This window comes from Nesterenkonia maliinae, assembly GCF_051262655.1.
In the GTDB taxonomy this organism is placed as follows: Bacteria; Actinomycetota; Actinomycetes; order Actinomycetales; family Micrococcaceae; genus Nesterenkonia.
In genome coordinates this window covers 195736-218670 of the sequence record NZ_JBIMEY010000002.1, presented here as the reverse complement: position 1 = coordinate 218670, position 22935 = coordinate 195736, and the positions used below count along the sequence as shown (strand labels likewise).

The following is a 22935-nucleotide window of genomic DNA, read 5'->3' as shown; positions in this document are numbered from 1 at the left end:
CCCGGCGGCTACACCCCGAGGCGACGGCGGAGCTCAGGGGCATGCCGACGCGAGACCTCCACGCGGCTGCGCTGACGATCATTGAGCACCAGGACCAGAGCGCCCCGGAAATCGGGAACCAGTTCCCGGACGTAGCGCAGATTCACCAGGTACGAGCGGTGCACCCGGAAGAAGTGGCCCTGGAGCCGGCGTTCGAGCTCGTTGAGCGAAAAGGACACCAGCACCCGGTCATCGGTGAGCTTCAGCGAGGCGTAGCCGCGGGCCGCGACCGCGTAGACGATGGCATCGCCGTCCACGAGCACGGTCCTGCCGTCCTTCTGCACCGGTATCCGCACCAGCTGCTGAGCCTCTCGAGCCGCGGGTGTGTTGATGGCAGGCTCTGCGGGAGTCGGGGATGCGGCGGCCGGCGCTGACGCGGCACCTTCGGCTCCGGCGAGCGCCCGCTGGACCGAGCGCTGAAGCCGATCGGCGGAGAACGGCTTCACCAGGTAGTCCGCGGCGGCGAGGTCGAAGGCCTCTACGGCGTGATCTGGATAGGCCGTGGTGAAGATGACCTGGGGGCGGCGCGCACCGTCGGGGCCAGGGGCACTGTGCAGCCGCTGCGCGACCTGAAGCCCGGTGAGCCCGGGCATGCGGATGTCGAGGAAGACGAGGTCATAGGCCAGGGAGTTCAGCAGCAGGAGCGCCTCTTCGCCATTGGTGGCTTCTCCCACCACCTGGACGCCGCCGATCTCCTCGAGCAGGAACCGCAGTTCCTCACGGGCAGGAGCCTCGTCGTCCACGATCAGAGCGCGTGGGTGCATTCACACAGTATAGGGGGAATGTCCAGGTATATGTGATGGTGGTCACCGCAGGGGTATCTGCAGCTCCACCACGGTGCCTCCGGTGCGCGGGGTCGAGATGGAGAGGTCGTAGCGATCTCCGAAGAGCGAGTTCAGTCGTTCGGTGATGTTCTGCAGACCGACCCCGGCATGGTTCGGGTCCTCGGTGAGACTCTCGCCGCTGTCGACGCGGCTGGCCGCGTCGGCCATCTGCGCCAGCATCTCAGGGGCCATCCCCACGCCGTCGTCGCTGACGCGGATGGTCGTGGTGCGCGCCAGCGGGTCCACCCGGGCGCGCAGGTGCACGGTCCCGCCGGCAGGCTTGCCGGCGATGCCGTGCTTGACTGCGTTCTCCACCAGGGGCTGGATCATGAGCACCGGCACCCTGCTGGTGAGCACCTGCGGGTCGATGTCGTAGCGGACCTTGAGCCGATCCCCGAAGCGCGCCTGCTCCAGTGAGACGTAGGTGCGCACGAAGTAGTACTCCTGGGCGAACTCGGCGTAGTGACCCTCCTGGCGCACCGCGTAGCGGAAGAACTCGGAGAGCCGCAGCAGCAGCTCGCGGGCCTCGTCCGGGCGGGTGCGGGCCTTCGACGCGATGGTGTTGAGGATGTTGAACAGGAAGTGCGGGTTGATCTGCGCGCGCAGCGCGTTGAGCCGGGCATCGGTGGCCAGCTGCTTCTCCCGGTCCAGCTCGGCGAGCTCCAGGTGCAGCGAGAGCATCGCCGCCATGTCCTCGACCAGCTGACGCGGCGGGATCTCTGCCTCGGCCTGGTAGACCCCGAGGGTCCCGATCACCCGAGCGCCCACGCGCAGCGGCACGATCACCGCGGAGGTCAATGCGCAGTCGGGCTTGCGGCAGCCCACCCCTGCGCTGTCGCGGACCACCTGGGTCTTGCCCTTGGCGATCGTGCGGGGGGCCGCGGAGGTCTGCATCTGCGCGCCCTCGCGGTGGTGATCCGCGCCGGGGCCCACATAGGCCAGGATCTGCTCGCGGTCGGTGATCGAGACGGCATCCCCAGAGAGCATCGGGCGCAGCAGCTCGCAGGTCCGCCGGGCCGCCTCGGGGGTGAGTCCGGCGCGCAGCGGCATGGAGCGCCCGGCCGCGGCGAGGTTGCGAACTCCCCGGCTGACCTCGACCTCGCGCGGCGTGACCGGGCGCTGGCGCCGCCGACCGGTGGCCCCGCGCAGCGCCGAGGGGTAGCCCAGCACCGCGCCGACGGTGAGCCCGAGTCCGAGCCCGAGCGTGGGCAGCATCGGCAGTGCCGGGTCGGCGAACACCTGGGTGCCGAGATAGACCAGCACCCAGATCAGCGTCACTCCTGCTGCCAGCATCGCGCTACCGCGCATCCACGCCTCCTCGAGTCAGTCGGGCCATGCGTTCGGCCCGACGGTCCGCCGCGGTGCCGTGCATCCGCACCCAGTGCGCCTGCACGCCGTGAGGGGGGCTGGTGCGCAGCGAGATCAGCACCACCACCGCCACGGTGATCGGCGCGACGACCAGAGTGGGGGCGGCGAGCAGCTCGCGCAGCCAGACGGTCTCGATCAGGCCGGCGGTCGTGAACATACCGACCGAGAGGGTCGCCCCGGTGAGCAGACCGGCCAGCGAGGCCGCCGCCGTCGTCCTGTGCCACCAGATCGCGAGCACCAGCACGGGCGTCAGCGCGGACCCGGCGACGGCGAAGGCCCAGGTCACCATGGTGGCGACCAGTGATGGCATGGCCGGGGCGAAGGCTTCGGGGCGCAGCGCGATGGCGAGCCCGGCTGCGAGCGCCGCACCCAGCAGCGTGGTGATCCGACCGGCCCACACGGCCTGACGCTGGGTGGCGCGCGGGTTGATGTGGCGCTCATAGACGTCGTGGCCCCAGGTCGCCGCCGAGGCCAGCAGCAGTCCCGCCACGGTGGACATCGCGGCGATCAGCGCGGCGGCGGCGATCAGGCCCAGCCCGGTCTGCTCGCCGTAGATCCGGCCGAGCACCGGCAGCGCATGCTCCGGGGTGTGCAGCACCCCGTTGACGGTCAGCTCCTGCAGCCAGGGCCTGCCCGCGACGGCGTCGGGGATGATGTCCCGGGCGGCGGTCCCCAGCATGATTGCCATCGCGTAGAACGCGCCGATGAGCACCAGCACCCAGACGGTGGTGGTGCGGGCTGCCTTGCCGGTGGGAGAGGTGAAGTAGCGGTTCATCACATGCGGCAGCCCCGCAGTGCCCAGACCCAGGGTGACCACCAGCGCTACCTGGCCCAGCGGGCCGTAGCGGGCGCCGGGCTCCCCGAAGAGCGCCGGCTCCCCCGGGTGCATATGGTTGGTCTCCTCGGTGAGCGTCCATCCCTGCCCGTCGGCGCCGAGAGCGGGGTTCGCCAGCGGGGCCTCGCTCAGGCTCTGCACGGCCTCTCCGTAGCGGAACCCGTCGGCGGTCACCACCACGGCGAGCCAGACCAGCGCCGCGAAGAGCAGCAGGAACTGCACCGCCTGGTTCCAGGTGGTTCCCCGCATCCCGCCGAAGGCGACGACGACGGCGACCACTGCCGTAGAGAGCAGCACCCCGGTCGCGTAGGGCGAGAGTCCCAGCAGCCCCTGCCCGACCAGCAGCTCCCAGGTGATCCCTCCACCCACCGACTGCGGAACCAGGTAGCAGAGGATGACCAGCTGGACCACACCCACCGAGGCGAGCCGGACCGGGTCCGAATCCATCCGGCGGCCCAGGAAGTCGGCGAGGGAGAATTCCCCGAAGCGGCGCAGCGGAGCGGCGATGAGCAGCAGCACGGGGACGAAGCCGGCGGCGAAGCCCACCGCGTACCAGGCGCCGTCCAGGCCTGAGACGTACACCGCGGCGGCGACCCCCAGGAAGGAGGCGGCCGAGAGGTAATCTCCGCAGATGGCCCAGGAGTTGGTCATCACGCCGACTCGCTGGCCCGCGAGATAGAAGTCCACGGTGGAGGGGCCTCGGGGGCGGCTGATGAAGGAGACTCCGAGCACGATGATCAGCACCGCGGCCAGGGTCACCACCGCGGTCGAGGTCATCGGGGATCCTCCGCGGAGCGTGCGGCGCGAGCGGCGTCGTCGTCGAGCTCCTGCTGACCGCCCAGCATCCGTGACTCGACCGAGGCGCTGAGCCGGGCCGCCGCGATGCCCATGACGGCGAAGGCCAGATAGAGCCCCCCGGCCGCGGCGACGAAGCCGGGGCTGAGCTCTCCGAAGACCCGGGCGCCACTCCACCACGGCAGCGTGATGGTGAGCACCGGAAAGGCTGCCACCAGGACCAGGAACACCAGAAAATAGGCGATCGCGATGCCGCGCTGAGCGCGGAAGGCCGCGTCGACCTCGGAAGGTGTGTCGCGGACCTCGTTGTCCGGGGTGAGGTCAGCGCCCCGGGAGAGGTCGGGGCGGTAGCCGTCCGGCGTGGGAACCGAGGAAGAGCGCTTCGCCACGTTCAGGAACACGTCCCCTCAGGCGGGGAGCCACGTCCGGTACATGGTCCAGGAGGACTTCAGCAGGACCACGGCGCCGCCGCCGGCGAGCACGAGCCCCATGCCCGGGAGCAGTCCGCCCCAGGCTCCGGCGCTGGCCGAGAAGGCCAGGATGTTCCAGGTCTGCAGCAGCACGATGCCGGCCACGAGCAGGCCCGGGATCGCGGCGTGGGCGATCGCCAGCCGGCGGCGCGGCACGAACCCGCCGGCGAAGGCCAGGAAGCCGACGGCGAGGGTGATCACGCCGGGACCGTCGGTGCCGCGCAGCGCGTAGACCTCCCCGGTGACCTGCTCCAAGAACGGCAGGTAGACCCAGGGGAGGAAGGCCGAGACGATCAGCATCAGCCCGCCGAGGATCATCGCCTTGCTGCCGGGGTGAAAGACGCCCCACCCGGTGGCGCTGCCAGCCTTCAGCCGCGCAGTGATGCCGCCGTAGATGCCCTTGTCCGCTGTCGTGGTCATGCCGTCATCCTAGATGTGATCGGCGCCACAGACGAAGCAGGCTCCGGAGAACCTGACGAACGGCACATTTCCGATGCTGGGCGGCGGCTTTCCGCAGATGAGCGGTCATTGCGCAGAGATCAGCCGTTCATCCTGCGTTTCGTGCCGCTGGCAAACACAGATACGCCGCTGGAGGTCCTGGGACTTGTGATCTGGGCCACATTTTGACTGTCTTAGACCAGTCCCTGCGCATCCCGCGTGGGCGAATCACCTCGCACTAGGAAGAAGGGAGCCTCCCATGTCCGATGTGGCACATGAGGGTACCTCCGGCGGACCACCAGAGGCGGAGGACACCAGCTGGCGCAAGCGCTACTGGAAGAAGAACCTCCGGCTGATGATCACCTTGCTGGCCATCTGGTTCACCGTCTCATTCGGCTTCGGCATTCTGCTGATCGAACCGCTCAACAACATCGTGATCCTCGGCTTCCCGCTCGGCCTCTGGTTCGCCCAGCAGGGATCGATCTACGTCTTCGTGATCCTGATCCTGGTCTACGCCCTGTGGATGGACAAGATCGATGATGAGTTCGGCGTGGCCGAGCGCAATGACGAAGGGGGCTACAAGTGACTGAGACCCAGTTCTGGACGTTCTTCTTCATCATCCTGACCTTCGGCATCTACATCGTCATCGCCTGGCGCTCGAGGGTGAAGGAGACCAAGGAGTTCTACGTCGCGTCCCAGGGCGTCCCGACCCTCGCCAACGGTGCGGCCATCGCTGCCGACTGGATGAGTGCGGCCAGCTTCATCGGGATGGCCGGTCTGATCGCCTTCCTGGGCTCCGACGGCTCGGTCTACCTGATGGGCTGGACCGGCGGCTACGTGCTGCTGGCCCTGCTGCTGGCCCCCTACCTGCGCAAATGGGGCAAGTTCACGGTGCCTGAGTTTGTGGGCGAGCGGTACTCGGAGTCGGTCCGCATCGTCGCGGCCATCGCCGCGATCGTGGTCTCGTTCACCTACGTGGTCGGCCAGATGGCCGGCGGCGGCATCGTCTTCAGCCGCTTCCTGGGCCTCACCATCGAGTGGGGCGTGGTGCTGGTCGCCGTCGTCATCTTCTTCTACGCCGTGCTCGGCGGCATGAAGGGCATCACCTACACCCAGGTCGCCCAGTACACCGTGCTGATCATCGCCTACCTGATCCCGGCCTTCGCCGTGGCCTACCAGACCACCGGCATCCCGGTGCCGCAGATCTCCTACGGGCGGATCCTCGCGGAACTGGACTCGCTCAGCGTGGAGTTCGGGCTCACCGAGTTCACCGAGGCGTTCGCGGGCCGCGCCGGCGGACAGATCGACGTCTTCCTGGTGACGCTCTCGCTGATGCTCGGCACCGCAGGACTGCCGCATGTCATCGTCCGCTTCTACACCACCAAGACCGTCCGAGGCGCTCGCTACTCGGGCTTCTGGGCGCTGTTCTTCATCGCCCTGCTCTACCTCACCGCTCCTGCCGTGGGTGCGTTCACCAAGCTGAACCTGCTCCAGGGCGTCCAGGGCCAGAGTCCAGACAACCTGCCGAACTGGATCAACACCTGGGCACCGACGGGTCTGGTGACCGTGAACGAGGACGTCGAGACCATCGGGACGGTCTCGAACATCGCGACCTCCGGGGCGGACCTGATCGTCAACAACGACATCCTGGTGCTGGCCTCACCGGAGATCGGCGGGCTTCCCGCTCCGATCGTCGGGCTGATGGCCGCCGGCGGCATGGCTGCAGCCATGTCCACCGCGGCTGGTCTGCTGCTGGTCATCTCCTCCGCCGCCTCCCATGACCTGTACTTCCGAGTCTTCAAGAAGACCGGGGCATCGGAGAAGGAGCAGATGATGGTCGGACGCATCGCGATGGCTCTTGCGATCCTGTTCGCCATCTGGGCCGGCATCAACCCGCCGGCCTTCGTGGCCCAGGTGGTCGCATTCGCCTTCGGCCTCGCCGCGGCGAGCTTCTTCCCGATCCTGATCCTCGGGATCTTCTGGAAGAAGGCCAATGGTCCGGGGGCCGCTGCAGGCATGCTGACCGGCCTCGCATTCACCGCGACCTACATGATCTACACGCTGGAGGTCTTCGGCACCAGCGCCAATGATCACCTCTTCAACATCTCCCCCGAGGGCATCGGTGCGATCGGCGCCGCGGTCAACGCCACCGTGATGATCGTGGTCTCGAAGCTCACGGCGCCACCGAGCGAACACGTCCAGGAGATGGTCGAAGAGATCCGCTATCCGCAGACCAGAAAGGCGGCTGTGCGTTCCTGATCCGGGCGCCGTCTCGGCAGACCCGACACAGACAGGCGGCCCCCGCTCCGATGATGGAGCGGGGGCCGCCTGTCTGTGCGCTCAGCGTCTGACCCTGCTCAGGAATCACGCCAGGAGTGCTTGGGCTCGTAGCCGAGCTCGCGACGGGCCTTCTCGATGGAGAGCAGGGTGTCGTTGACGCCGAGATCCCCACGCAGCTCGACCTCTGGGAAGATCTCCGCGACGAGCTCGGCGTTCGGACGGGACATCACCGTGTCTGCCGCGGCGATGATGTAGCGCTCGAATCCTGGGCCGGCGACCTCGAGAGCACGCTGGATGGCCTGGGCGCCGTCGCGGGCGTCGATGTAGCCCCAGAGGTTCCACCTGCGCAGTGACGCGTCGGAGTCGAAGTCGGGGAACGCGGCGTAGTCTTCGGGATTCATCACGTTGGAGAAGCGCAGCGCTGTGATGGCGAGCCCCGGGTTCCAACGGACCAGTTCGATGGCCATCTGCTCCTCGAGGTGCTTGACCAGCGAGTAGGTGGATTCAGGCCTGGCCGGGTACTGCTCATCCACCGGGATGTAGGGCGGCGGGGTGTCGAAGGGCAGCCCCAACACGGTTTCGGAGGAGGCATAGACGATCCGGTCGATGCCGAGCCGGGCAGCGGCCCAGAAGACGTTGAAGGTGGCGTTGATGTTGTTGTGGAAGGTGGCCGCGTCGGTCCGGATTCCGGGCGCCGGGACGGCTGCCAGGTGGACGACCGCGTCCACGCCGTCGTGCTGGTCCCCGACTCCGCCGAACGCGTCGATGACCTGGCCGTAGTCGGTGAGGTCCAGCTTCACGAAGCCGGGGCCGCGGGCGCCCTCGACGTCGAGGCCGATGACCTCATGACCTGCGGCGCGCAGCTCCCGCGCTACGACCGTGCCGAGCTTTCCGGTGGATCCGGTGACTGCGATTCTCATGGCGCCTCTTCTTCGTGTGTTCGGGCTGTGTGTGGGGCTGTCCGTCAAAGGTGTGTGCTGGGTCTCAGACGAACCCCTGCCCAGACTAATCCACGGCCATGGTCCTGCGAGGACCCGGCGGGCGCACCGCGGGACTCGGCTGGAACGATCAGCGTGGATCGCACCCCAGGCCCAGCGCATCGAAGACCGGATCTGGGTAGATGATGCCCACAGCCTCATCCTCGTCGAGCACCAGCAGCGGCTGGGCTCCGGATCGTCGGTAGCAGGCCAGCACGTCCTGGATCGGATCCGACGGGCTCAGCGGGCCAGGCGCGGCGCCGATCAGCGCTGCGCAGCGCTTCTTCTCCCACTGCCCTGGATGGCTTCTGGCCACGTCGGTGAGCGCGGCCTCGGTGATCAGTCCCAGCGGCTGGTGGGAGAGTCCGATGACCAGGGCGGCAGCGTCGAGGCGGTGCACCAGTTCGGCGGCGTCGCGCAGCGGCGCCGTGACCGAGACGACCGACTCGATCGCCGACATGAGATCCCCGACGCGGGTGGTGCTGAGACCCCGTGCGGTCAGAGTCGTGTGACCGCCGGAGGGCCGGGCGGTCGAGTGTGAGAAATGCTCCATCAGCAACCCTTGAATAGTGAACCAAGAGCCCGCTGCTTGAGCCGGTGAAAGCCTATCCGGAAGGACGCCCGGGGTAAAGACGCCCTCCCGGATCGGATCTATTTCACGTAGGGAGTGCCGTTCGCCGCCGGAGGCCTGACCCGCCCGACGAATCCGGCCACCGCGAAGATGGTGACCACATAGGGCAGCATCAGCAGCGCCTCGGAGGGAACCGGAGTGCCGATGGCGGAGAGCACGTTGCCCAGCGAGGTGGAGAAGCCGAAGAGCAGCGCCGCGAGCACGGCGCCGATGGGATGCCAGCGGCCCAGGATCATGGCGGCGAGTGCGATGAAGCCTGCTCCGGCGGACATCTCCTTGCCGAAGGCGAGCCCCTGCCCGATGGTGAAGAAGGACCCGCCGAGTCCGGCGATGGCTCCGGCGAGGATCACGTTGTACACGCGCGTCCGGTTGACCTTGATGCCCACTGTGTCGGCCGCCTTGGGGTGTTCACCGACTGCACGGGTGCGCAGTCCCCAGCGGGAGCGGAACAGGAAGACGTTGAGCACCGCGACCAGGACATACATCAGATAGACCAGGATGGTCTGGTCGAAGAGCACCGGGCCGATGACCGGGATCTGGGAGAGCCCCGGGATCGGCAGGTCGGGCAGCCGCTGACGCGCGTTCCAGACCTCGGCGTTCTGGGTCAGGAACGTGGAGAAGAGGAATCCGGTCAGCCCGATGACCAGCACGTTGAGCACCACGCCGACGATGATCTGATTGACCTGGTACTTCACCGAGAAGAACACCAGCACTGCACCCACCAGCGCACCGGCGATGGGCGAGAAGAGCAGGCCCAGATAGGCGCTGGTGAAGAAGGAGGCGGCGACGGCGGCGAGGAACGCTCCGGCCAGGAGCTGAGCCTCGATGGCGATGTTGATGACGCCGGAGCGTTCCCCCACGAGGCCGCACATGGCACCGAAGATCAGCGGCACGGAGAGCGCGAGCGCCCCGGTGAGCATGGTGACCAGCGGGATGACCGCGCCGCGGTCCGCTCCGGCCCAGACCAGGAAGGCCAGCACGAACAGCACGCCGAAGGTCAGCGGCAGCCAGAGTCCGGTGCGCCGGCGCCGGGCGGCCTGGAAGAAGGCCAGTCCCGTCAGCGCGACGAGCACGATCGCGAGCACCCACCCGGCTGGCCTCGAGGGCAGCTCGATCACCGGGATCTGGAAGAAGTCCCCGGCGGAGGCGAGCCGGAAGTGGGTGCGGCCCCCTGCGGGATTGGTCAGCGCGAAGATCAGCCCCAGCACGGTCAGGACCGCGTAAGTGATGGGGTACTTCCAGGAGATCGGCCGGACTCCGGTGGAGGCCCGCTCGGTCGGTTCCGTCTGGACCTCAGGAGTCGTCACAGTCTGCTCACTCATCTGTCCACCTCCTGGGTCGTGGTCCTGGGCCGTTCGGCGCCGCCTGCCGTCTGCTTCTCCGGCGGCCCAGCCGCCCCGTCGTCGGAAGCTGCGTCAGTGCCACGACGGCGCCGCCCGCCGGTGCGCGGGCGTCCGTCGGCGCGGGGCAGGAAGAAGATCGAGCGCACCAGCGGCGGTGCGGCGATCATCAGCACGATCACGGCCTGGAGCACCAGCACGATGTCGATCGGCGTGCCGGTCTGTGCCTGCATCAGGACGCCACCGGCGCGCAGTCCGCCCAGCAGCAGGCCGGCCAGGAAGGTGCCCAGCGGCTTCGAGCGTCCGAGCAGCGCCACGGTGATCGCGTCGAAGCCCAGCGTGCCCGCGATGCCGCCGGCCAGCCGGTACTCCGTGCCCAGCACATGCGCAGCCCCGCCGAGGCCGGCGAGGCCGCCGGCGATCACGAGCACCAGCGCGGTGGCCTTGGTGACGTTGATGCCCGCGGTCCGTGCGGCCTCGGGGTTCTCTCCGATGGCGCGGAACTCGAATCCGAGGGTGGACCGCTCGAGCAGCCACCAGACGAAGATCGTGGCCAGGATCGCGAGGAGGAATCCGGCGTGGATCCGGAAGCCTGGGCCGAGCAGGGAGAAGAGCTGCGCAGACTCATCGACCGAGCTCGAGAGCGGCTGGTTGGAGCCGGTCTGCTTGAACCACTGCTGCTGCAGCAGCCAGGCCAGAAGGTAGATGGCGATGTTGTTGAGCATGATCGTCACGATCACCTCATTGGCTCCGGTGCGTGCCTTGAGCACACCGGCGATCCCACCCCAGATGGCGCCGCCGATGGTGCCTCCGGCGATCGCCAGCAGCACGTGCAGCCCAGCCGGCAGCGCGAGCGCATAGCCGAGGAACCCGGCAGAGGTCGCCCCGAGGATGATCTGACCCTGTCCGCCGATGTTCAGCATGCCGGAGCGGAAGCCGATGGCGATGCCCAGGCCGGCCAGGATCAGCGGCACCGAGTAGACCATGGTCTCGGTCAACGGCCGGACGGCACGCTCGATGGAGGGTGCCTGCCAGTCGAAGACCGCCCCGCGGAAGAGCGAGGAGTAGGCCTCGCGCAGCACTTGGAAGGAGGTCTCCAGGAATGCGGTGGGCTGGGCGAAGAAGTAGCTCAGGCTGGCCTGCACGTCCGGGTGTGCGGCGAGGATCAGCACCGCCCCGACCACCAGTGCGACGACGACGGCGAGCACGGTCACCAGCCAGGAGGTCTGGCCCAGCTCCCGGAGCGCGCGGGAGAGACGGCCTTCTGCCTCTTCCCACGGGCCCTGCTGCTTCGTCCCCTGGGCGGGAGACGTCCCCGGCTGGGGCGCTGAATCGGTCACTTGCTCTCCTCTGCTTCGGCCGACTCATCGGCCTCTCCCAGCACGGTGTGATGGGCGGCGGCCTGCTGCTGAGCTTCTTCGAGAGGGACCCCCGCCATCATCAGTCCCAACACATCACGGCTGGTTCCGGCGGAGACGATGCCCACGATCCGGCCGCGGTACATCACCGCGATCCGGTCGGCCAGGTTCAGCGCCTCGTCGAGCTCGGTGGACACGATCAGACACGGGGTCCCCTTGTCGCGCTCCTCGATGATGGTGCGGTGCACAAACTCGATGGAACCGACGTCGAGCCCGCGGGTGGGCTGGCTGGCGACGAAGAGCCGCAGGTCACGGCTCATCTCACGAGCCAGCACGACCTTCTGCTGGTTGCCGCCGGAGAGCGTGGAGATCGGGTCGTCCACGCCGCCCATGCGCACGTCGAAGCGTTCGGCCTGGGTCTGCGCGGCCTCCCGCATCACCGGGATGCGCAGCGCCACGTTGCCCGGGCCTCCGGCGTAGGGGGGTCGGTCATAGGTGTCCAGCACGTAGTTCTCGGTGATGGTGAACGCACCGATGACCCCGTCGGTGCTGCGGTCTTCGGGCACGAAGCCCAGTCCAGCGGCCAGGCGCTGCTTGACGCTGAGCGGGGCGAGGTCCTTGTCGTCGAGCAGGATACGGCCAGACACCGGCTCTCGGATCCCGAGAATGGTCTGAGCGAGCTCGGTCTGTCCGTTGCCGTCCACTCCGGCGATGACCAGGATCTCTCCGCGCCGCACCTCGAAGTCGACATGGTCGACCACGACCTTGTCCGTGGGGCTGAGCACGGTCAGGTCCTGGACGGAGAAGCTGACCTCTCCAGGGGCGGCGGGCTCCTTGGCCGTGGTGAGGTTGACCTCTCGGCCGACCATCAGCCCGGCGAGCTCGGTCTCCGTGGACTGCGGAGAGGCCTCCCCCACCACCGCACCGCGTCGGATCACGGTGATGCGGTCGGCGACGGCGCGGACCTCGCGCAGCTTGTGGGTGATGAAGACGATGGAGGTCCCGGAGTCGCGCAGCTGACCCATGATGGTGATCAGCTCGTCGGTCTCCTGCGGAGTCAGCACGGCGGTGGGCTCATCGAGGATGAGCACCTTGGCGTCGCGCGAGAGCGCCTTGATGATCTCCACGCGCTGCTGGGCTCCGACCGGCAGCTCCTCGATGCGGGCATCGGGGTCCACGTCGAAGCCGAAGCGGGCGGAGATCTCCAGCACCTTCTCCCGCGCCTGCTTCATGTCCATGATCCCTGCAGCGCGCGTGGGCTCGTAGCCCAGCGCGACCGACTCGGTGACCGTGAACACCGGGATCAGCATGAAGTGCTGGTGCACCATGCCGATCCCGGCGTCCACTGCGTCACCGGGCCCGTTGAAGCTGACCCTCTGATCGTCCAGCAGGATCTCACCCTCTTCGGGCTGGTGCAGCCCGTAGATGGTGTTCATCAGGGTGGACTTGCCGGCTCCGTTCTCGCCGAGCAGGGCATGGATCTCGCCCGGCGCGACGGTGAGGGAGATCCGGTCATTGGCGGTGAAGGAGCCGAACCGCTTCGTGACCCCTCTGAGCTCAAGCTTCATCGCTGCGGTGTCGCCAATCAGTCAATCGATGGGTCAGGACGGGGCGTTCTCGGACTCGATGACGATCTCGCCATCGATGATGTCCTGGCGCAGCTGCTCCACGGCGTCTGCGACCTCGGAGGGCACCTCGTCCTCGAAGTCGTGGAAGGGAGCCAGGCCGACGCCCTCGTTCTCCAGGTTGCCCACGTAGGGCTCGCTGGTGAATCCACCGTCGACGCCCTCTTCGATGGTGGCGTACACCGACTGGCCGATCTCCTTCATCACCGAGGTCAGCACGATGTTGCCGAAGTCCGTGGACTCGTAGCCGTCGGAGTCGACCCAGATCATCTTGGCATCGGCATCTTCCAGCACGGGACCTGCGCCGACCCCTGCGTTGCCGGCCACGGGCATGACGATGTCGGCGCCCTGGCTCAGCAGCTGCTCGGTGACCTCGCCACCGCTGGTCTGGTCGCTGAAGTCTCCGGAGAAGCTGCCGTTCTGCTCTTCCTTGTCCCAGCCGACCAGCTCGACGTCGCCGTCGTTGTCCTCGTTGTACTTCTCCACACCGTCGGCATAGCCATCCATGAACACGGTCACCGAAGGAATCTGGATGCCGCCCCAGGTGCCGACCACGCCGGTCTCGCTCATCGCGGCGGCGACATAGCCTGCCAGGTAGGCGGCTTCACCAGTGTTGAACACCAGTGGCTTGGCGTTGTCCAGCTCCTCGCCCTCTTCGAACTCGAAGTAGGAGTCGATCAGCGCGAAGTTGGTCTCTGGGTTGGCCTCGGCAGCTTCACGCAGGCCCTCTTCCAGCAGGAAGCCGACGCCGAAGACGACGTCGCAGTTCTGCTGGACCATGGTGTCCACGTTGGGGCCGTATTCGGACTCGGCGGTGGACTGCGCGTCGGCAGAATCGACGCCGAGCTCCTCGATGGCCATCTCCAGGCCCTCGTAGGCGGACTGGTTGAAGGAACGGTCGTCCCAGCCCCCCTCATCGGAGACCAGGCAGGACTTGTAATCGACCTCTTCGGAGGCGGTGCCCTCACCCTCGGCCTCCTCCTCCGGAGCCTCTCCGCAGGAGGACAGGAGCAGTGCCGCGGCGGCGGTCGCGGCAAGGGTGCCGCTGGTCTTGAAGGACCTCTTCATGTGGGGTTCTCCTCATGGTGCAAGAACGGCACCCATGCGGGTGCCGAGAAACGAGTGATGCAGGCAATAGTACGACACATTTCAACCTCAAACATTGCCCGGAAGTTTCAGGGATGTTCACCAACGGGATGAACCGAGACTCGGTTCAGTCAAGCTGTTTGGCGGTGGTGTCCGGAGCCAGCTTGAGCATCAGCAGCACCGCGAACACCACACCGACCAGGCAGATCCCGAAGGCTCCCGCGAGGCCGAAGGTCGGCTCCATCCAGGCGATGAAGAGCAGCGGGCCCAGCCCGGCCCCGATGCGCGAGATCGTCGAGGCCCAGCCGAATCCAGATCCGCGCAGTTCAGTGGGGTAGAGCTCGGACACGTAGGTGTAGAGAACCGGGATCGCGATCTGGATCACCATGCCGAAGCCCAGCAGCAGGATCAGCACCGCGGTGGGCAGGTGCATGGTGAACCCGAGCACCACCAGCATCGCGGTGGCCACGGGGGCCGAGATGGCCAGCAGCACCCGGCGTCCGGTGATCTCCACGAGCACCGTGGAGATCACCACGCCGATGAGTCCGACGGCGGCCATTCCTGCGGTGCGGATGAACGCTTGATCTTGTTCGTATCCGGCCTCGATCAGCAGTGTGGGCATCCATTGAATTGCGATGTAGTAGACCGTCATGATCGCCAGGAAGAGCACCCAGGAGACGGTGGTGACCCGCCAGCCGTGTGCCCAGACCAGCCTCAGCTGCTCCCCCACGGCGCGGAAGCTCAGCTTCGCCGGCGCCTGGGTGGTCTCCAGCGTGTAGGCACGGACCGGGGCTCCGGTGCGGGTCACCATGGAGTCGATGACCTTGCGCGCCTCCTCCATCTGCCCCTGGCGCATGAGATACATCGGAGACTCCGGGACGAAGAGCCGCACCGCGAAGACCAGCAGCGCGGGCAGGATCATGGCCAGCAGCGGCAGTCGCCAGTCACCCCAGGTCCCGACCAGCCACGCCGAGACGAAGCCGGCGAGCGCCGCGCCGATGGGCCACCAGCCGTCCATGGCGGTCAGCACCCGGCCGCGCTGCTTCGCCGGGGTGAACTCACCGACCAGGGCGTAGTCCACAGGAATACAGCCGCCGAGCCCGACGCCGGCGAGGAAGCGGAAGAGCACGAACCACTCGAGGCTTCCGGTCATGGCGCCGGCCACGGTGAACAGCGAGAAGATCAGCAGCGTCCAGGCAAAGGCCTTCTTGCGCCCGATCCGGTCGGCGATGGTGCCCCACATGACGGCACCGACCGCCATGCCGATCAGGTTCGCGGTGCCGATCCAGGCCGCATCCGAGGGCGTGAGGTCCCACTCCTCGGAGAGCAGCGGGATCAGGATGCCGTTGAGCGAGACGTCCCATGCGTCGAACATGAATCCCAGTCCACCGATGAGGAAGATCCTGCCCTGGGTGTTCCATCGCCAGGGCAGGCCCTGCAGGACCGATTCACCGGTGGGCAGCGCTGTGGAGGGATTCGCTGTGTTCTGATGCACGAAGCGAGTGTAAGCCCGCGGAAGGGGCGCAGCCCCCACATGACCTTCTCTGACGGTCAGAACCCCAACTACATGAAGCCGCCCTGATCAGTCGAGTGTGCCGGCGCGGCACCCGCGGGCGGCACTCTCAAGCTCCTCTGCGGTGCGCAGCAGCTGATCTGCCCGCTCGGTGAGCCGTCTGGCAGATTCGGGGCTGTGTCGCTCCGAGCCGCCGGCCCAGAGCGCCTGTCCTCGGGCGATGACGCGACAGAAGGCGCCCGCCCGATCGAAGGCCGAATCGATGTCGCCGCGGTACATTCCTGCGAGCACCAGATCCGCGAGGCGGTCCATCTCCTGTGCGGTGGGAGGCTCCGCCACACCAGCGATCGCATGCGGGGCTGAATCGGTCTTGCCCAGCTGGTAGTACTCGCTCATCCGCTGCGGGTCCTTGTTCACCGCGGCGCGTATCGCGTAGATCCGCCAGAGTCCGCCTGCGAGCGAGTGCGCCGGGGAATCGGACCAGAGCTCGGCGATGGCCTCGATGCCTTCGGTCTCCGCCAGTCGGATGAACCGCTCCGTCACCTCGGGGTCTTCTGAATCACGGCCGTGGAAGACCAGCGCATGCGCGGTGTCGTGGGCGGCCTGGGAGATGATGGCCGGGTCCGCGCCGCCCTCTCGCTGATCGAAGGCTGCCGGCTCGGTGTAGCGCGGCCGACGGTGGCGGGGCTGGCTGGTCATCGCGTCCTCCTTGAAGGGATTCGCTTCGGTCTGCGGTCCGCTCAGCTGCCGGCCCACATAGTGTCCGTCATTATGCCGCAGGCCCCGGCGGCGATACCATAGGGGACGTCTTCAGAGGCTTCACAGGGGCCTTTAGCTCAGTTGGTAGAGCATCGGACTTTTAATCCGCTGGTCGCGGGTTCGAGTCCCGCAGGGCCCACCATAGTCCTCCCCTGGAGACTTATATGCCCAGGTCAGCGCTCAGCGTAGACCTGGGCATATCTCATGCAGAGCCTCGTGAGGGCCAGGTCTGCCGCCCAGTTGACCGCACGCCTCGACAGGGAGCACACTGGAGGTGTGCCGGGCTGCGGTAACCCCCGGGCTCCATTATTGAGCCGCTTCGAGCGGCCCCGCGCCGTGAGGCGTTCCCAGCCCGGCACACCTCATCCCCCATGGCGTCTGCGCAGACCGATTCGGCCAGCGCATCACTGCACGCCTTTGTGCGCCACCCCGTCCTCGGCCGTCCGAGATGTTCATGTTTGCGCTATACACTCGTGGCCGACACGTCGACACTCGTTCACCTGGGGAAACGCACCGAATGATCGTACGCAGAGGCCAGCGCAAGCCTGAGGCAACGGACCTGTTGGCCAGCATCGCCCGGGAAGTGCGCGCCGGGGTCCAGCTGATCTCGCAGCTGCTGGGCAGCACCGCGGAAGACCGAACTGCACTGCGCGAGCAGCTGCTCGGTTTCGAGGGCCGAGCAGTCGACCTGCACTTCAACCTGATGACGCATATCCGCAGCGTCTTCGTGACTCCCCTCCCCCGTCAGGACATCTACGCGCTCTCTCAGCAGCTCAACCGCACTATGGAACATGTCGTCGCAGCCGGTGATCTGATCCTTGCTCGTCCGCACCTGGTGCTTCCCACCCAGAGCGCCGACCAGTTGGAGACGCTGAGCCGCCAGCTGGATCTCACCGTGGCTGCGATGTCACGGCTGGAGGATTTCGACCTGCTCGAGGACTACTGGATCCAGATGCAGCGCCTCACCAAGCAGGCCAATCGCACGCACCGGGCATGGCTCACCTCATCTGACAACGCCTTCCAACCGAACATCGCGCTGCAGCAGGCGCAGATCGCCGATGCGCTGCTCGCCGCGGTGCAGGACCAGCGGGCCGTGGCGGTCACCGCAGGTTCGATCATCGTGCGCGAGTCCTGAGGCGCCCTCGTGGAAGCCATCCTGCTGGCCCTGATCTGCCTCACGCTGGTGCCCAATGCCTTCGTGGCCGGGCTCCACGACGTCCCCAACGCCATCGCCATACCGGTGCGCACGCGCGCGCTGACCCCACGAGCCGCCACCCGCCTCGCGGCGGGCTTCAACACACTGGGTGTCCTGCTGGCCCTGCCGCTGGGGATCTACCTCTACATGTGGTTCGATTTTCCACAGATGGAGCCGCGTCTTCTGCTCGCCGTCGTCCTATCGGCCGCGCTGACGCTGCTGGGCTGGAATCTCTTCACCTACCTGCGCGGGATGCCGACGTCGACGACTCACGCCCTGCTGGCCGGGTTTCTCGGCGGCACGCTGGCCGCCGCCGTCGTCGCCGATATCGCCTTCGTCGAGGTCCTAGCCATGCCGTGGGCTGGTGCCGCGCTGACGCTGCTGCTCTCTCCGTTGGTCGCGTTCGGTCTGGCCTACCTGCTGGTCTTCCTCGCGGCGCGTCTGGCCCGCGGCGAGGACCCCGACGCAGTCAACGCGACCTCCCGGATGGCGCAGTCGGTCAGCGTCGGCGTCACCTCACTGGGGACCGGGCTGCAGCAGGGGCAACGCTTCTCCTTCGTGCTGCTCACCGCGCTCGTCGCGGCCGAGGTTCAGGACGCTCAGGCGTGGCTTCCCTACGCCTATATCGGCTTCGCCGTGCTGATCGGGGCGGGATGCCTCACCGGTGGCTGGCGGATCGGACACACGCTGGGTCACCGGCTCGTCGAGATCGATCCGCTGCGCGGAATGGTCGCGACCACCACCACCTCGGCGCTGCTGTTCATCGGTTCACTGGCGTTTGCGCTTCCACTCTCGACCTCTTTGACGGCGGCCTCCAGCGTGATCGGAGCCGGGTCGAACCAGCGTTTCGCCACCGTGCACTGGCGGCAGTTCCGTCGCATCTGCGGCTACTGGGTGCTGACCCCGCTGGCCGCAGGCGCCGTCACGGCGGTCTTCACACTGGCACTGAGCCCGCTGCTGGGCTGAGCGGAGCCACCGCGAAGACACAGATCCCGGCCGACGGCGAACCGTCGACCGGGAGTGACCGTGCGAGCACCAGCTGCCCGAACGCAGGCTTTCGGGGCCGGACCGCCCGAGCTCAGCCGAAGCGGCCGGAGACGTAGTCCTCGGTGGACTTCTCCTGCGGAGTGTTGAAGATCGCAGTGGTGTCGTCGTACTCGATGAGCTTGCCCGGCTTGCCCGTGCCCGCGATGTTGAAGAACGCGGTCTTCTGTGAGACGCGGGCAGCCTGCTGCATGTTGTGGGTCACGATGATCACCGTGTAGTCCTGCTGCAGCTCACCGATCAGGTCCTCGATGGCGAGGGTGGAGATCGGATCCAGCGCCGAGCACGGCTCGTCCATCAGGATGACGTCGGGCTTCACCGCGATGGTCCGCGCGATGCACAGTCGCTGCTGCTGGCCGCCCGAGAGACCTGAGCCCGGACGATCCAGACGCTCCTTGACCTCGTTCCAGAGGTTCGCGCTGCGCAGCGAGGTCTCCACGATCTCCTCGGACTGCGACTTCGAGAGTCGAGCCCCGTTGAGCTTGTACCCGGCCAGCACGTTCTCTCGGATGGTCATGGTGGGGAACGGGTTCGGGCGCTGGAACACCATGCCGACCTGAGTGCGCACGGTCACGGGGTCCACGCCGGATTCGTAGATGTCCTCACCGTCCAGGAGCAGCTGACCCTTCACCCGAGCACCCGGCAGGACCTCATGCATGCGGTTCAGCGAACGCAACAAGGTGGTCTTGCCGCAGCCGGAGGGACCGATGAACGCCGTCACCGCTTGGGCGTCGATGTTCATGTTGACACCCTCGACCGCGAGGAAATCGCCGTAATAGACGTTGAGGTCAACGACATCTACTCGCTTAGACATATCTGATATTCACACTTTCTCTGGGAAGAACGATGGGGACCGCGGAGGCCGCGGTCAGCGTCCGGTCTGCTTGGGCGCGAAGAGCGTAGCGATGAGACGGGCGAAGAGGTTCAATCCCATCACGATCAGGATCAGCACCAGTGCCGCCGCCCACGCCCGCTGCTCGGAGGGGTCCGAGAAGTTCGGCGAGGTCGGGTTCTGGAACTGTCGGAAGATGTACACCGGCAGCGCGGTCATCCAGCCCTGGAACAGGTTCCAGTTGGTGTTGACCACGAAGCCCGCGGTGACCAGGATCGGAGCGGTCTCACCGATGACCCGGGCGATAGCCAGCGTGACACCCGAGGCGATGCCGGAGATGGCCGTCGGGATGACCACCTTCAGGATGGTCCGCCATTTGCGGACACCCAGGGCGTAGGAGGCCTCGCGCAGCTCGTTGGGGACCACCCTAAGCATCTCCTCGGTGGTCCTGACCACGACCGGGACCATCAGCACCGAGAGCGCGATGGCCGCGGTGATGCCCAGGGTGGAGCGCTGGGTGGTGAGAAGTCCGGTCACGCCGCTGAAGACCGAGAGGAACCAGGCCATCGCGGCGCCGGCGAAGAGCCCGGCCACGATGGACGGGATGCCGGTCATCACATCGACGAAGAAGGTGATGGCCCGCGACAGCGGCCCGCCTTTGGCGTACTCGACGAGGTAGATGGAAGTCAGCAGCCCGATCGGCACCGAGATGACGGTGGCGGCCAGAGTGATCAGCAGCGAGCCGATGAGCGCGTGCGCGATTCCACCCAGGACGGGCGCGCCTTCGGTCTGTGACGCCTCATCGACCAGTCCGGTGATCCCCTGCATGTCGGAGCTCATGAAGCCCGGCGCCAGCAGGCCCGGGATCCCGACCGAGGCCACCGACCAGATCACCGAGACCAGCGGCATGAGCGCAATGAGGAAGGCGAGGTAGACCAGGTTGGTCCAGAGCCCGTCAGTGGCGCGCCTGCGGTTCACCCTGGTCCGGGTGACCAGGTAGCTGCTGAGGATGTAGATCACTGCGGCGAAGATGAACCAGCTGGCCAGGTTGAACCCGATCAGCGCCGAGAGCGCAGCTCCCAGGACGATGGAGCCGCCGAGGAGCGCGATCCAGAGCCAGGACGGCAGCGTGTTCTGCGTCAACGAATTGCGCCGCAGCACGCCGTTGCTGCTGCCGTCACCGAGGCTGGGCGGGCCGCCCTGGGCCGAGGTGGGCGTCGGCGTCGGAGTAGGTGTCTGTGTCATCAGTTGGCTCCCGAGAATTCCTTGTGGCGGCTGACGATCCAGCGCGCTGTCATGTTCACCAGCAGGGTGATCAGGAAGAGCACCAGGCCGATGGCGATGAGCTGGGCCTGACGTTCAGACCCGGGCGGCGCCTCGGGGAAGCCGAGGGCGATCTCGGCAGGGATGGTGCTGTTGCCGTTGGAGATCAGCGAGGCGGTGAGCATTCCAGGAGACAGGACCAGGGCCACGGCCATGGTCTCACCCAGCGCCCGGCCGAGGCCGAGCATGATGCCGGAGATGATGCCGGCGCGAGCGAACGGGAAGACCGACATCTTGATCATCTCCCAGCGGGTCGCGCCCAGCGCCAGCGCCGCCTCTTCGTGCAGCTTGGGAGTCTGGATGAAGATCTCCCGGCAGACGGAGGTGATGATCGGCAGGATCATCACGCCCAGCACGACCCCGGCGGTGAAGATGGTGCGCCCGGTCTGCGAGGGGTCCCCGGCGAAGAGCGGGATGAATCCGAGGTTCTCGTGCAGCCAGCCGTATACCGGGATCAGCGCGGGGCCGAGAAAGCTCATGCCCCAGGCGCCATAGACCACCGAGGGGATCGCGGCCAGGAGGTCGATCACATATCCGATGCCTTTGGAGAACTTCGGCGGAGCGTAGTGCGAGATGTAGAGCGCGACGCCCACCGCCACCGGCGCCGCCAGGATCAGCGCGATGAAGGAGGCGATGAGTGTGCCGATGACCAGCGGGTATGCGTAGTCGAGGAAGGCAGTGAGGATCCAGCCTCCCTGGTCCTCCTGGTAGACCGCGTCCCTGGAGTTCACTGTCAGGAACAGTGCCACGAAGGCCAGGGTGAGCAGGATGAGGACGCCGGCGGAGACCGTCAGCGCCGAGAAGACACGGTCTCCTGCGACTCCCCTTTTATCGGACTGAGTCAGTGAGCTGGTCACCTGGTCTGCCTCTCAGATCTGTGTGATTGAAGCGTGATGCAGCAGGTACGGACGCCGGGCGGCCAGGGTCGCAGCTGCGACCCGACCACCCGACGTCCGTGTGCTTCATGCGTTGAAGTGACTGATCAAGCTCACTCGGAGACGGTGATCGCCGATAGGGACTCCATGGCCCCGTCACGCAGATCATCCGAGATCGGAGCATTGCCGGCTGCAGCTTCGGCGGTGGCCTGGCCGTCTTCGGAGATGACGTACTCGCCGAAGGCGAGCGCAAGGTCAGCGGTCTCCTGGTCGGGGTACTCGTTGCAGAAGATGTGGTAGCTCACCAGGACGACCGGGTAGGCGCCTGACTCTTCGGTGCGGCGGTCAAGCTCGTAGGCCATGTTGTTCGACGCCTGGCCCTCGATCGGGCTCGAGGAGGCAACTGCCTGGGAGGCGGCCTCTGGGGAGTACTCGACGTACTCCTCGCCGACCTGCACGGCGACGGTGTTCAGATCGCCGATCTGGGAGGCGTCGGCGTAGGTGATGGCGCCGTCGGTCTCGGAGGTCAGGCCGACCACGCCGGAGGTCTGCTGGGCAGACTCTGCCGCGATCTCGCCGGGCCACTCACCGGAGACCTCGTAGTCCCAGACGTCTGAGGCGGTCGCGAGGTAGTCCACGAAGTTCTCGGTGGTTCCCGAGTCATCTGCGCGGTGCACCACGGAGATCGGGGTGGACGGCAGCTCCATGTCCGGGTTGTGCTCGGCGATGGCCTCGTCGTCCCAGCTGGAGACCTCACCGGCGAAGATCGACGCGATCGTGTCCGCGTCGAGGTTCAGGGTCTCGTCGATGCCTTCGACGTTGAATGCCACGGCCACCGGAGAGATGTAGGAGGGGATGTGGAAGGCGCCTTCGGGGCCGCAGATCTCCTGGGTGGACTCCCACTCCTCATCGCTCATCGCGGCGTCAGAGCCGGCGAAGTCGTACTCGCCGCCGAGGAAGCCGTCGCGTCCGCCGCCGGAGCCGACGGAGGCGTAGTTGACCTGAGCCTCAGGGGCCACCGAGGTGAAGCCGTCGGTCCATGCGGTCATCGCTGCTTCCTGCGAAGATGCGCCACCACCCACCAGGGTGCCCGCGACATCGCTGCTGGCTCCGTTCTCGCCGCTGTCTGTGTCGCCCCCGGCATCGGGGTTGTTGGACTCGCCGCAGCCCACCAGGGCCAGGGTTGATACGGACAGGATGGCCGCTGCGCGACCGAAGCTCTTCATCTTCACGGTATTTAGTGCCTCTCTGAGGTCTCATCAGGCGACAAGGTGCGCCATTTGAAGGAGTCTGTGCGGTCCACCGGGGTGCGTCCTGCGAACCTCGAT

Annotated in this window: 21 protein-coding genes and 1 tRNA gene; 5 read left to right on the top strand and 17 right to left on the bottom strand. The window is 67.0% G+C overall.

Annotated features, from left to right (window positions below; translation table 11 throughout):
* Positions 1–8: 8 nt before the first annotated feature.
* From ACHAA4_RS05480 to ACHAA4_RS05460, 5 genes are read right to left on the bottom strand one after another with little or no spacing between them, the layout of a single operon-like run.
* Entirely contained in the window at positions 9–803 is a 795-nt protein-coding gene (locus ACHAA4_RS05480; RefSeq protein ID WP_435773183.1) for a LytR/AlgR family response regulator transcription factor, read from the bottom strand.
* Positions 804–845: 42 nt separating this feature from the next.
* Positions 846–2171: a histidine kinase gene (locus ACHAA4_RS05475; protein WP_435773182.1), complete on the bottom strand. Its 1326-nt coding sequence runs from the start codon at positions 2169–2171 to the stop codon at positions 846–848.
* Positions 2161–3843: a sodium/solute symporter gene (locus ACHAA4_RS05470; protein WP_435773181.1), complete on the bottom strand. Its 1683-nt coding sequence runs from the start codon at positions 3841–3843 to the stop codon at positions 2161–2163. The genes ACHAA4_RS05475 and ACHAA4_RS05470 overlap by 11 nt, the downstream gene beginning before the upstream one ends.
* Positions 3840–4250: a hypothetical protein gene (locus ACHAA4_RS05465; RefSeq protein ID WP_435773180.1), complete on the bottom strand. Its 411-nt coding sequence runs from the start codon at positions 4248–4250 to the stop codon at positions 3840–3842. The genes ACHAA4_RS05470 and ACHAA4_RS05465 overlap by 4 nt, the downstream gene beginning before the upstream one ends.
* 18 nt (positions 4251–4268) lie before the next feature.
* Positions 4269–4751 (bottom strand): hypothetical protein, encoded by a 483-nt coding sequence (locus ACHAA4_RS05460; protein ID WP_435773179.1) that lies wholly within the window; start codon positions 4749–4751, stop codon positions 4269–4271.
* Between the two features lie 277 nt (positions 4752–5028).
* Between ACHAA4_RS05460 and ACHAA4_RS05455 the strand changes: the two genes are divergently transcribed.
* Together ACHAA4_RS05455 and ACHAA4_RS05450 are read left to right on the top strand one after the other, a co-directional pair.
* Positions 5029–5355 carry a DUF4212 domain-containing protein gene (locus ACHAA4_RS05455; protein WP_435773178.1) on the top strand — a complete coding sequence of 109 codons (327 nt, stop codon included), beginning with the start codon at positions 5029–5031 and terminating at the stop codon, positions 5353–5355.
* Positions 5352–7028, top strand: a complete 1677-nt coding sequence (locus ACHAA4_RS05450) for a sodium:solute symporter family protein (protein ID WP_435773177.1) — start codon at positions 5352–5354, stop codon at positions 7026–7028. The genes ACHAA4_RS05455 and ACHAA4_RS05450 overlap by 4 nt, the downstream gene beginning before the upstream one ends.
* A 98-nt stretch (positions 7029–7126) precedes the next feature.
* On the opposite strand, the gene ACHAA4_RS05445 is transcribed toward ACHAA4_RS05450, so the two are convergent.
* The 8 genes from ACHAA4_RS05445 to ACHAA4_RS05410 all read right to left on the bottom strand — a co-directional run bounded on the left by ACHAA4_RS05445 (position 7127) and on the right by ACHAA4_RS05410 (position 16278).
* Positions 7127–7969, bottom strand: a complete 843-nt coding sequence (locus tag ACHAA4_RS05445) for an NAD-dependent epimerase/dehydratase family protein (RefSeq protein WP_435773176.1) — start codon at positions 7967–7969, stop codon at positions 7127–7129.
* 148 nt (positions 7970–8117) lie between these two features.
* The gene (locus ACHAA4_RS05440; RefSeq protein ID WP_435773175.1) at positions 8118–8579 is read right to left on the bottom strand and encodes a CBS domain-containing protein; all 462 of its coding nucleotides are present in this window, start codon (positions 8577–8579) and stop codon (positions 8118–8120) included.
* A 98-nt stretch (positions 8580–8677) separates the two neighbouring features.
* Positions 8678–9979, bottom strand: a complete 1302-nt coding sequence (locus ACHAA4_RS05435) for an ABC transporter permease (RefSeq protein WP_435773174.1) — start codon at positions 9977–9979, stop codon at positions 8678–8680.
* Entirely contained in the window at positions 9976–11337 is a 1362-nt protein-coding gene (locus tag ACHAA4_RS05430) for an ABC transporter permease (RefSeq protein WP_435773173.1), read from the bottom strand. The genes ACHAA4_RS05435 and ACHAA4_RS05430 overlap by 4 nt, the downstream gene beginning before the upstream one ends.
* Positions 11334–12923: an ABC transporter ATP-binding protein gene (locus ACHAA4_RS05425; RefSeq protein WP_435773172.1), complete on the bottom strand. Its 1590-nt coding sequence runs from the start codon at positions 12921–12923 to the stop codon at positions 11334–11336. The genes ACHAA4_RS05430 and ACHAA4_RS05425 overlap by 4 nt, the downstream gene beginning before the upstream one ends.
* Before the next feature lie 33 nt (positions 12924–12956).
* The gene (locus ACHAA4_RS05420; RefSeq protein ID WP_435773171.1) at positions 12957–14048 is read right to left on the bottom strand and encodes a BMP family lipoprotein; all 1092 of its coding nucleotides are present in this window, start codon (positions 14046–14048) and stop codon (positions 12957–12959) included.
* Between the two features lie 145 nt (positions 14049–14193).
* Entirely contained in the window at positions 14194–15600 is a 1407-nt protein-coding gene (locus ACHAA4_RS05415) for an MFS transporter (protein WP_435773170.1), read from the bottom strand.
* A 48-nt stretch (positions 15601–15648) separates the two neighbouring features.
* Positions 15649–16278, bottom strand: a complete 630-nt coding sequence (locus tag ACHAA4_RS05410) for a hypothetical protein (protein ID WP_435773169.1) — start codon at positions 16276–16278, stop codon at positions 15649–15651.
* A 126-nt stretch (positions 16279–16404) separates the two neighbouring features.
* On the opposite strand from ACHAA4_RS05410, the gene ACHAA4_RS05405 reads away from it, so the two are divergent.
* The 3 genes from ACHAA4_RS05405 to ACHAA4_RS05395 all read left to right on the top strand — a co-directional run bounded on the left by ACHAA4_RS05405 (position 16405) and on the right by ACHAA4_RS05395 (position 18499).
* Positions 16405–16480 (top strand) — tRNA-Lys (locus ACHAA4_RS05405).
* Between the two features lie 375 nt (positions 16481–16855).
* Positions 16856–17473, top strand: a complete 618-nt coding sequence (locus ACHAA4_RS05400) for a DUF47 domain-containing protein (protein ID WP_435773168.1) — start codon at positions 16856–16858, stop codon at positions 17471–17473.
* Between the two features lie 9 nt (positions 17474–17482).
* Positions 17483–18499 carry an inorganic phosphate transporter gene (locus tag ACHAA4_RS05395; RefSeq protein ID WP_435773167.1) on the top strand — a complete coding sequence of 339 codons (1017 nt, stop codon included), beginning with the start codon at positions 17483–17485 and terminating at the stop codon, positions 18497–18499.
* A gap of 112 nt (positions 18500–18611) precedes the next feature.
* On the opposite strand, the gene pstB is transcribed toward ACHAA4_RS05395, so the two are convergent.
* The 4 genes from pstB to pstS all read right to left on the bottom strand — a co-directional run bounded on the left by pstB (position 18612) and on the right by pstS (position 22833).
* On the bottom strand, positions 18612–19391 hold the full coding sequence (pstB, locus tag ACHAA4_RS05390; RefSeq protein WP_435773166.1) for a phosphate ABC transporter ATP-binding protein PstB: 780 nt from the start codon (positions 19389–19391) through the stop codon (positions 18612–18614).
* Positions 19392–19445: 54 nt separating this feature from the next.
* On the bottom strand, positions 19446–20654 hold the full coding sequence (gene pstA / locus ACHAA4_RS05385) for a phosphate ABC transporter permease PstA (RefSeq protein ID WP_435773165.1): 1209 nt from the start codon (positions 20652–20654) through the stop codon (positions 19446–19448).
* Entirely contained in the window at positions 20654–21589 is a 936-nt protein-coding gene (gene pstC, locus ACHAA4_RS05380; protein WP_435773164.1) for a phosphate ABC transporter permease subunit PstC, read from the bottom strand. The genes pstA and pstC overlap by 1 nt, the downstream gene beginning before the upstream one ends.
* 131 nt (positions 21590–21720) lie before the next feature.
* Entirely contained in the window at positions 21721–22833 is a 1113-nt protein-coding gene (gene pstS, locus ACHAA4_RS05375; protein ID WP_435773163.1) for a phosphate ABC transporter substrate-binding protein PstS, read from the bottom strand.
* Between the last annotated feature and the right edge of the window lie 102 nt (positions 22834–22935).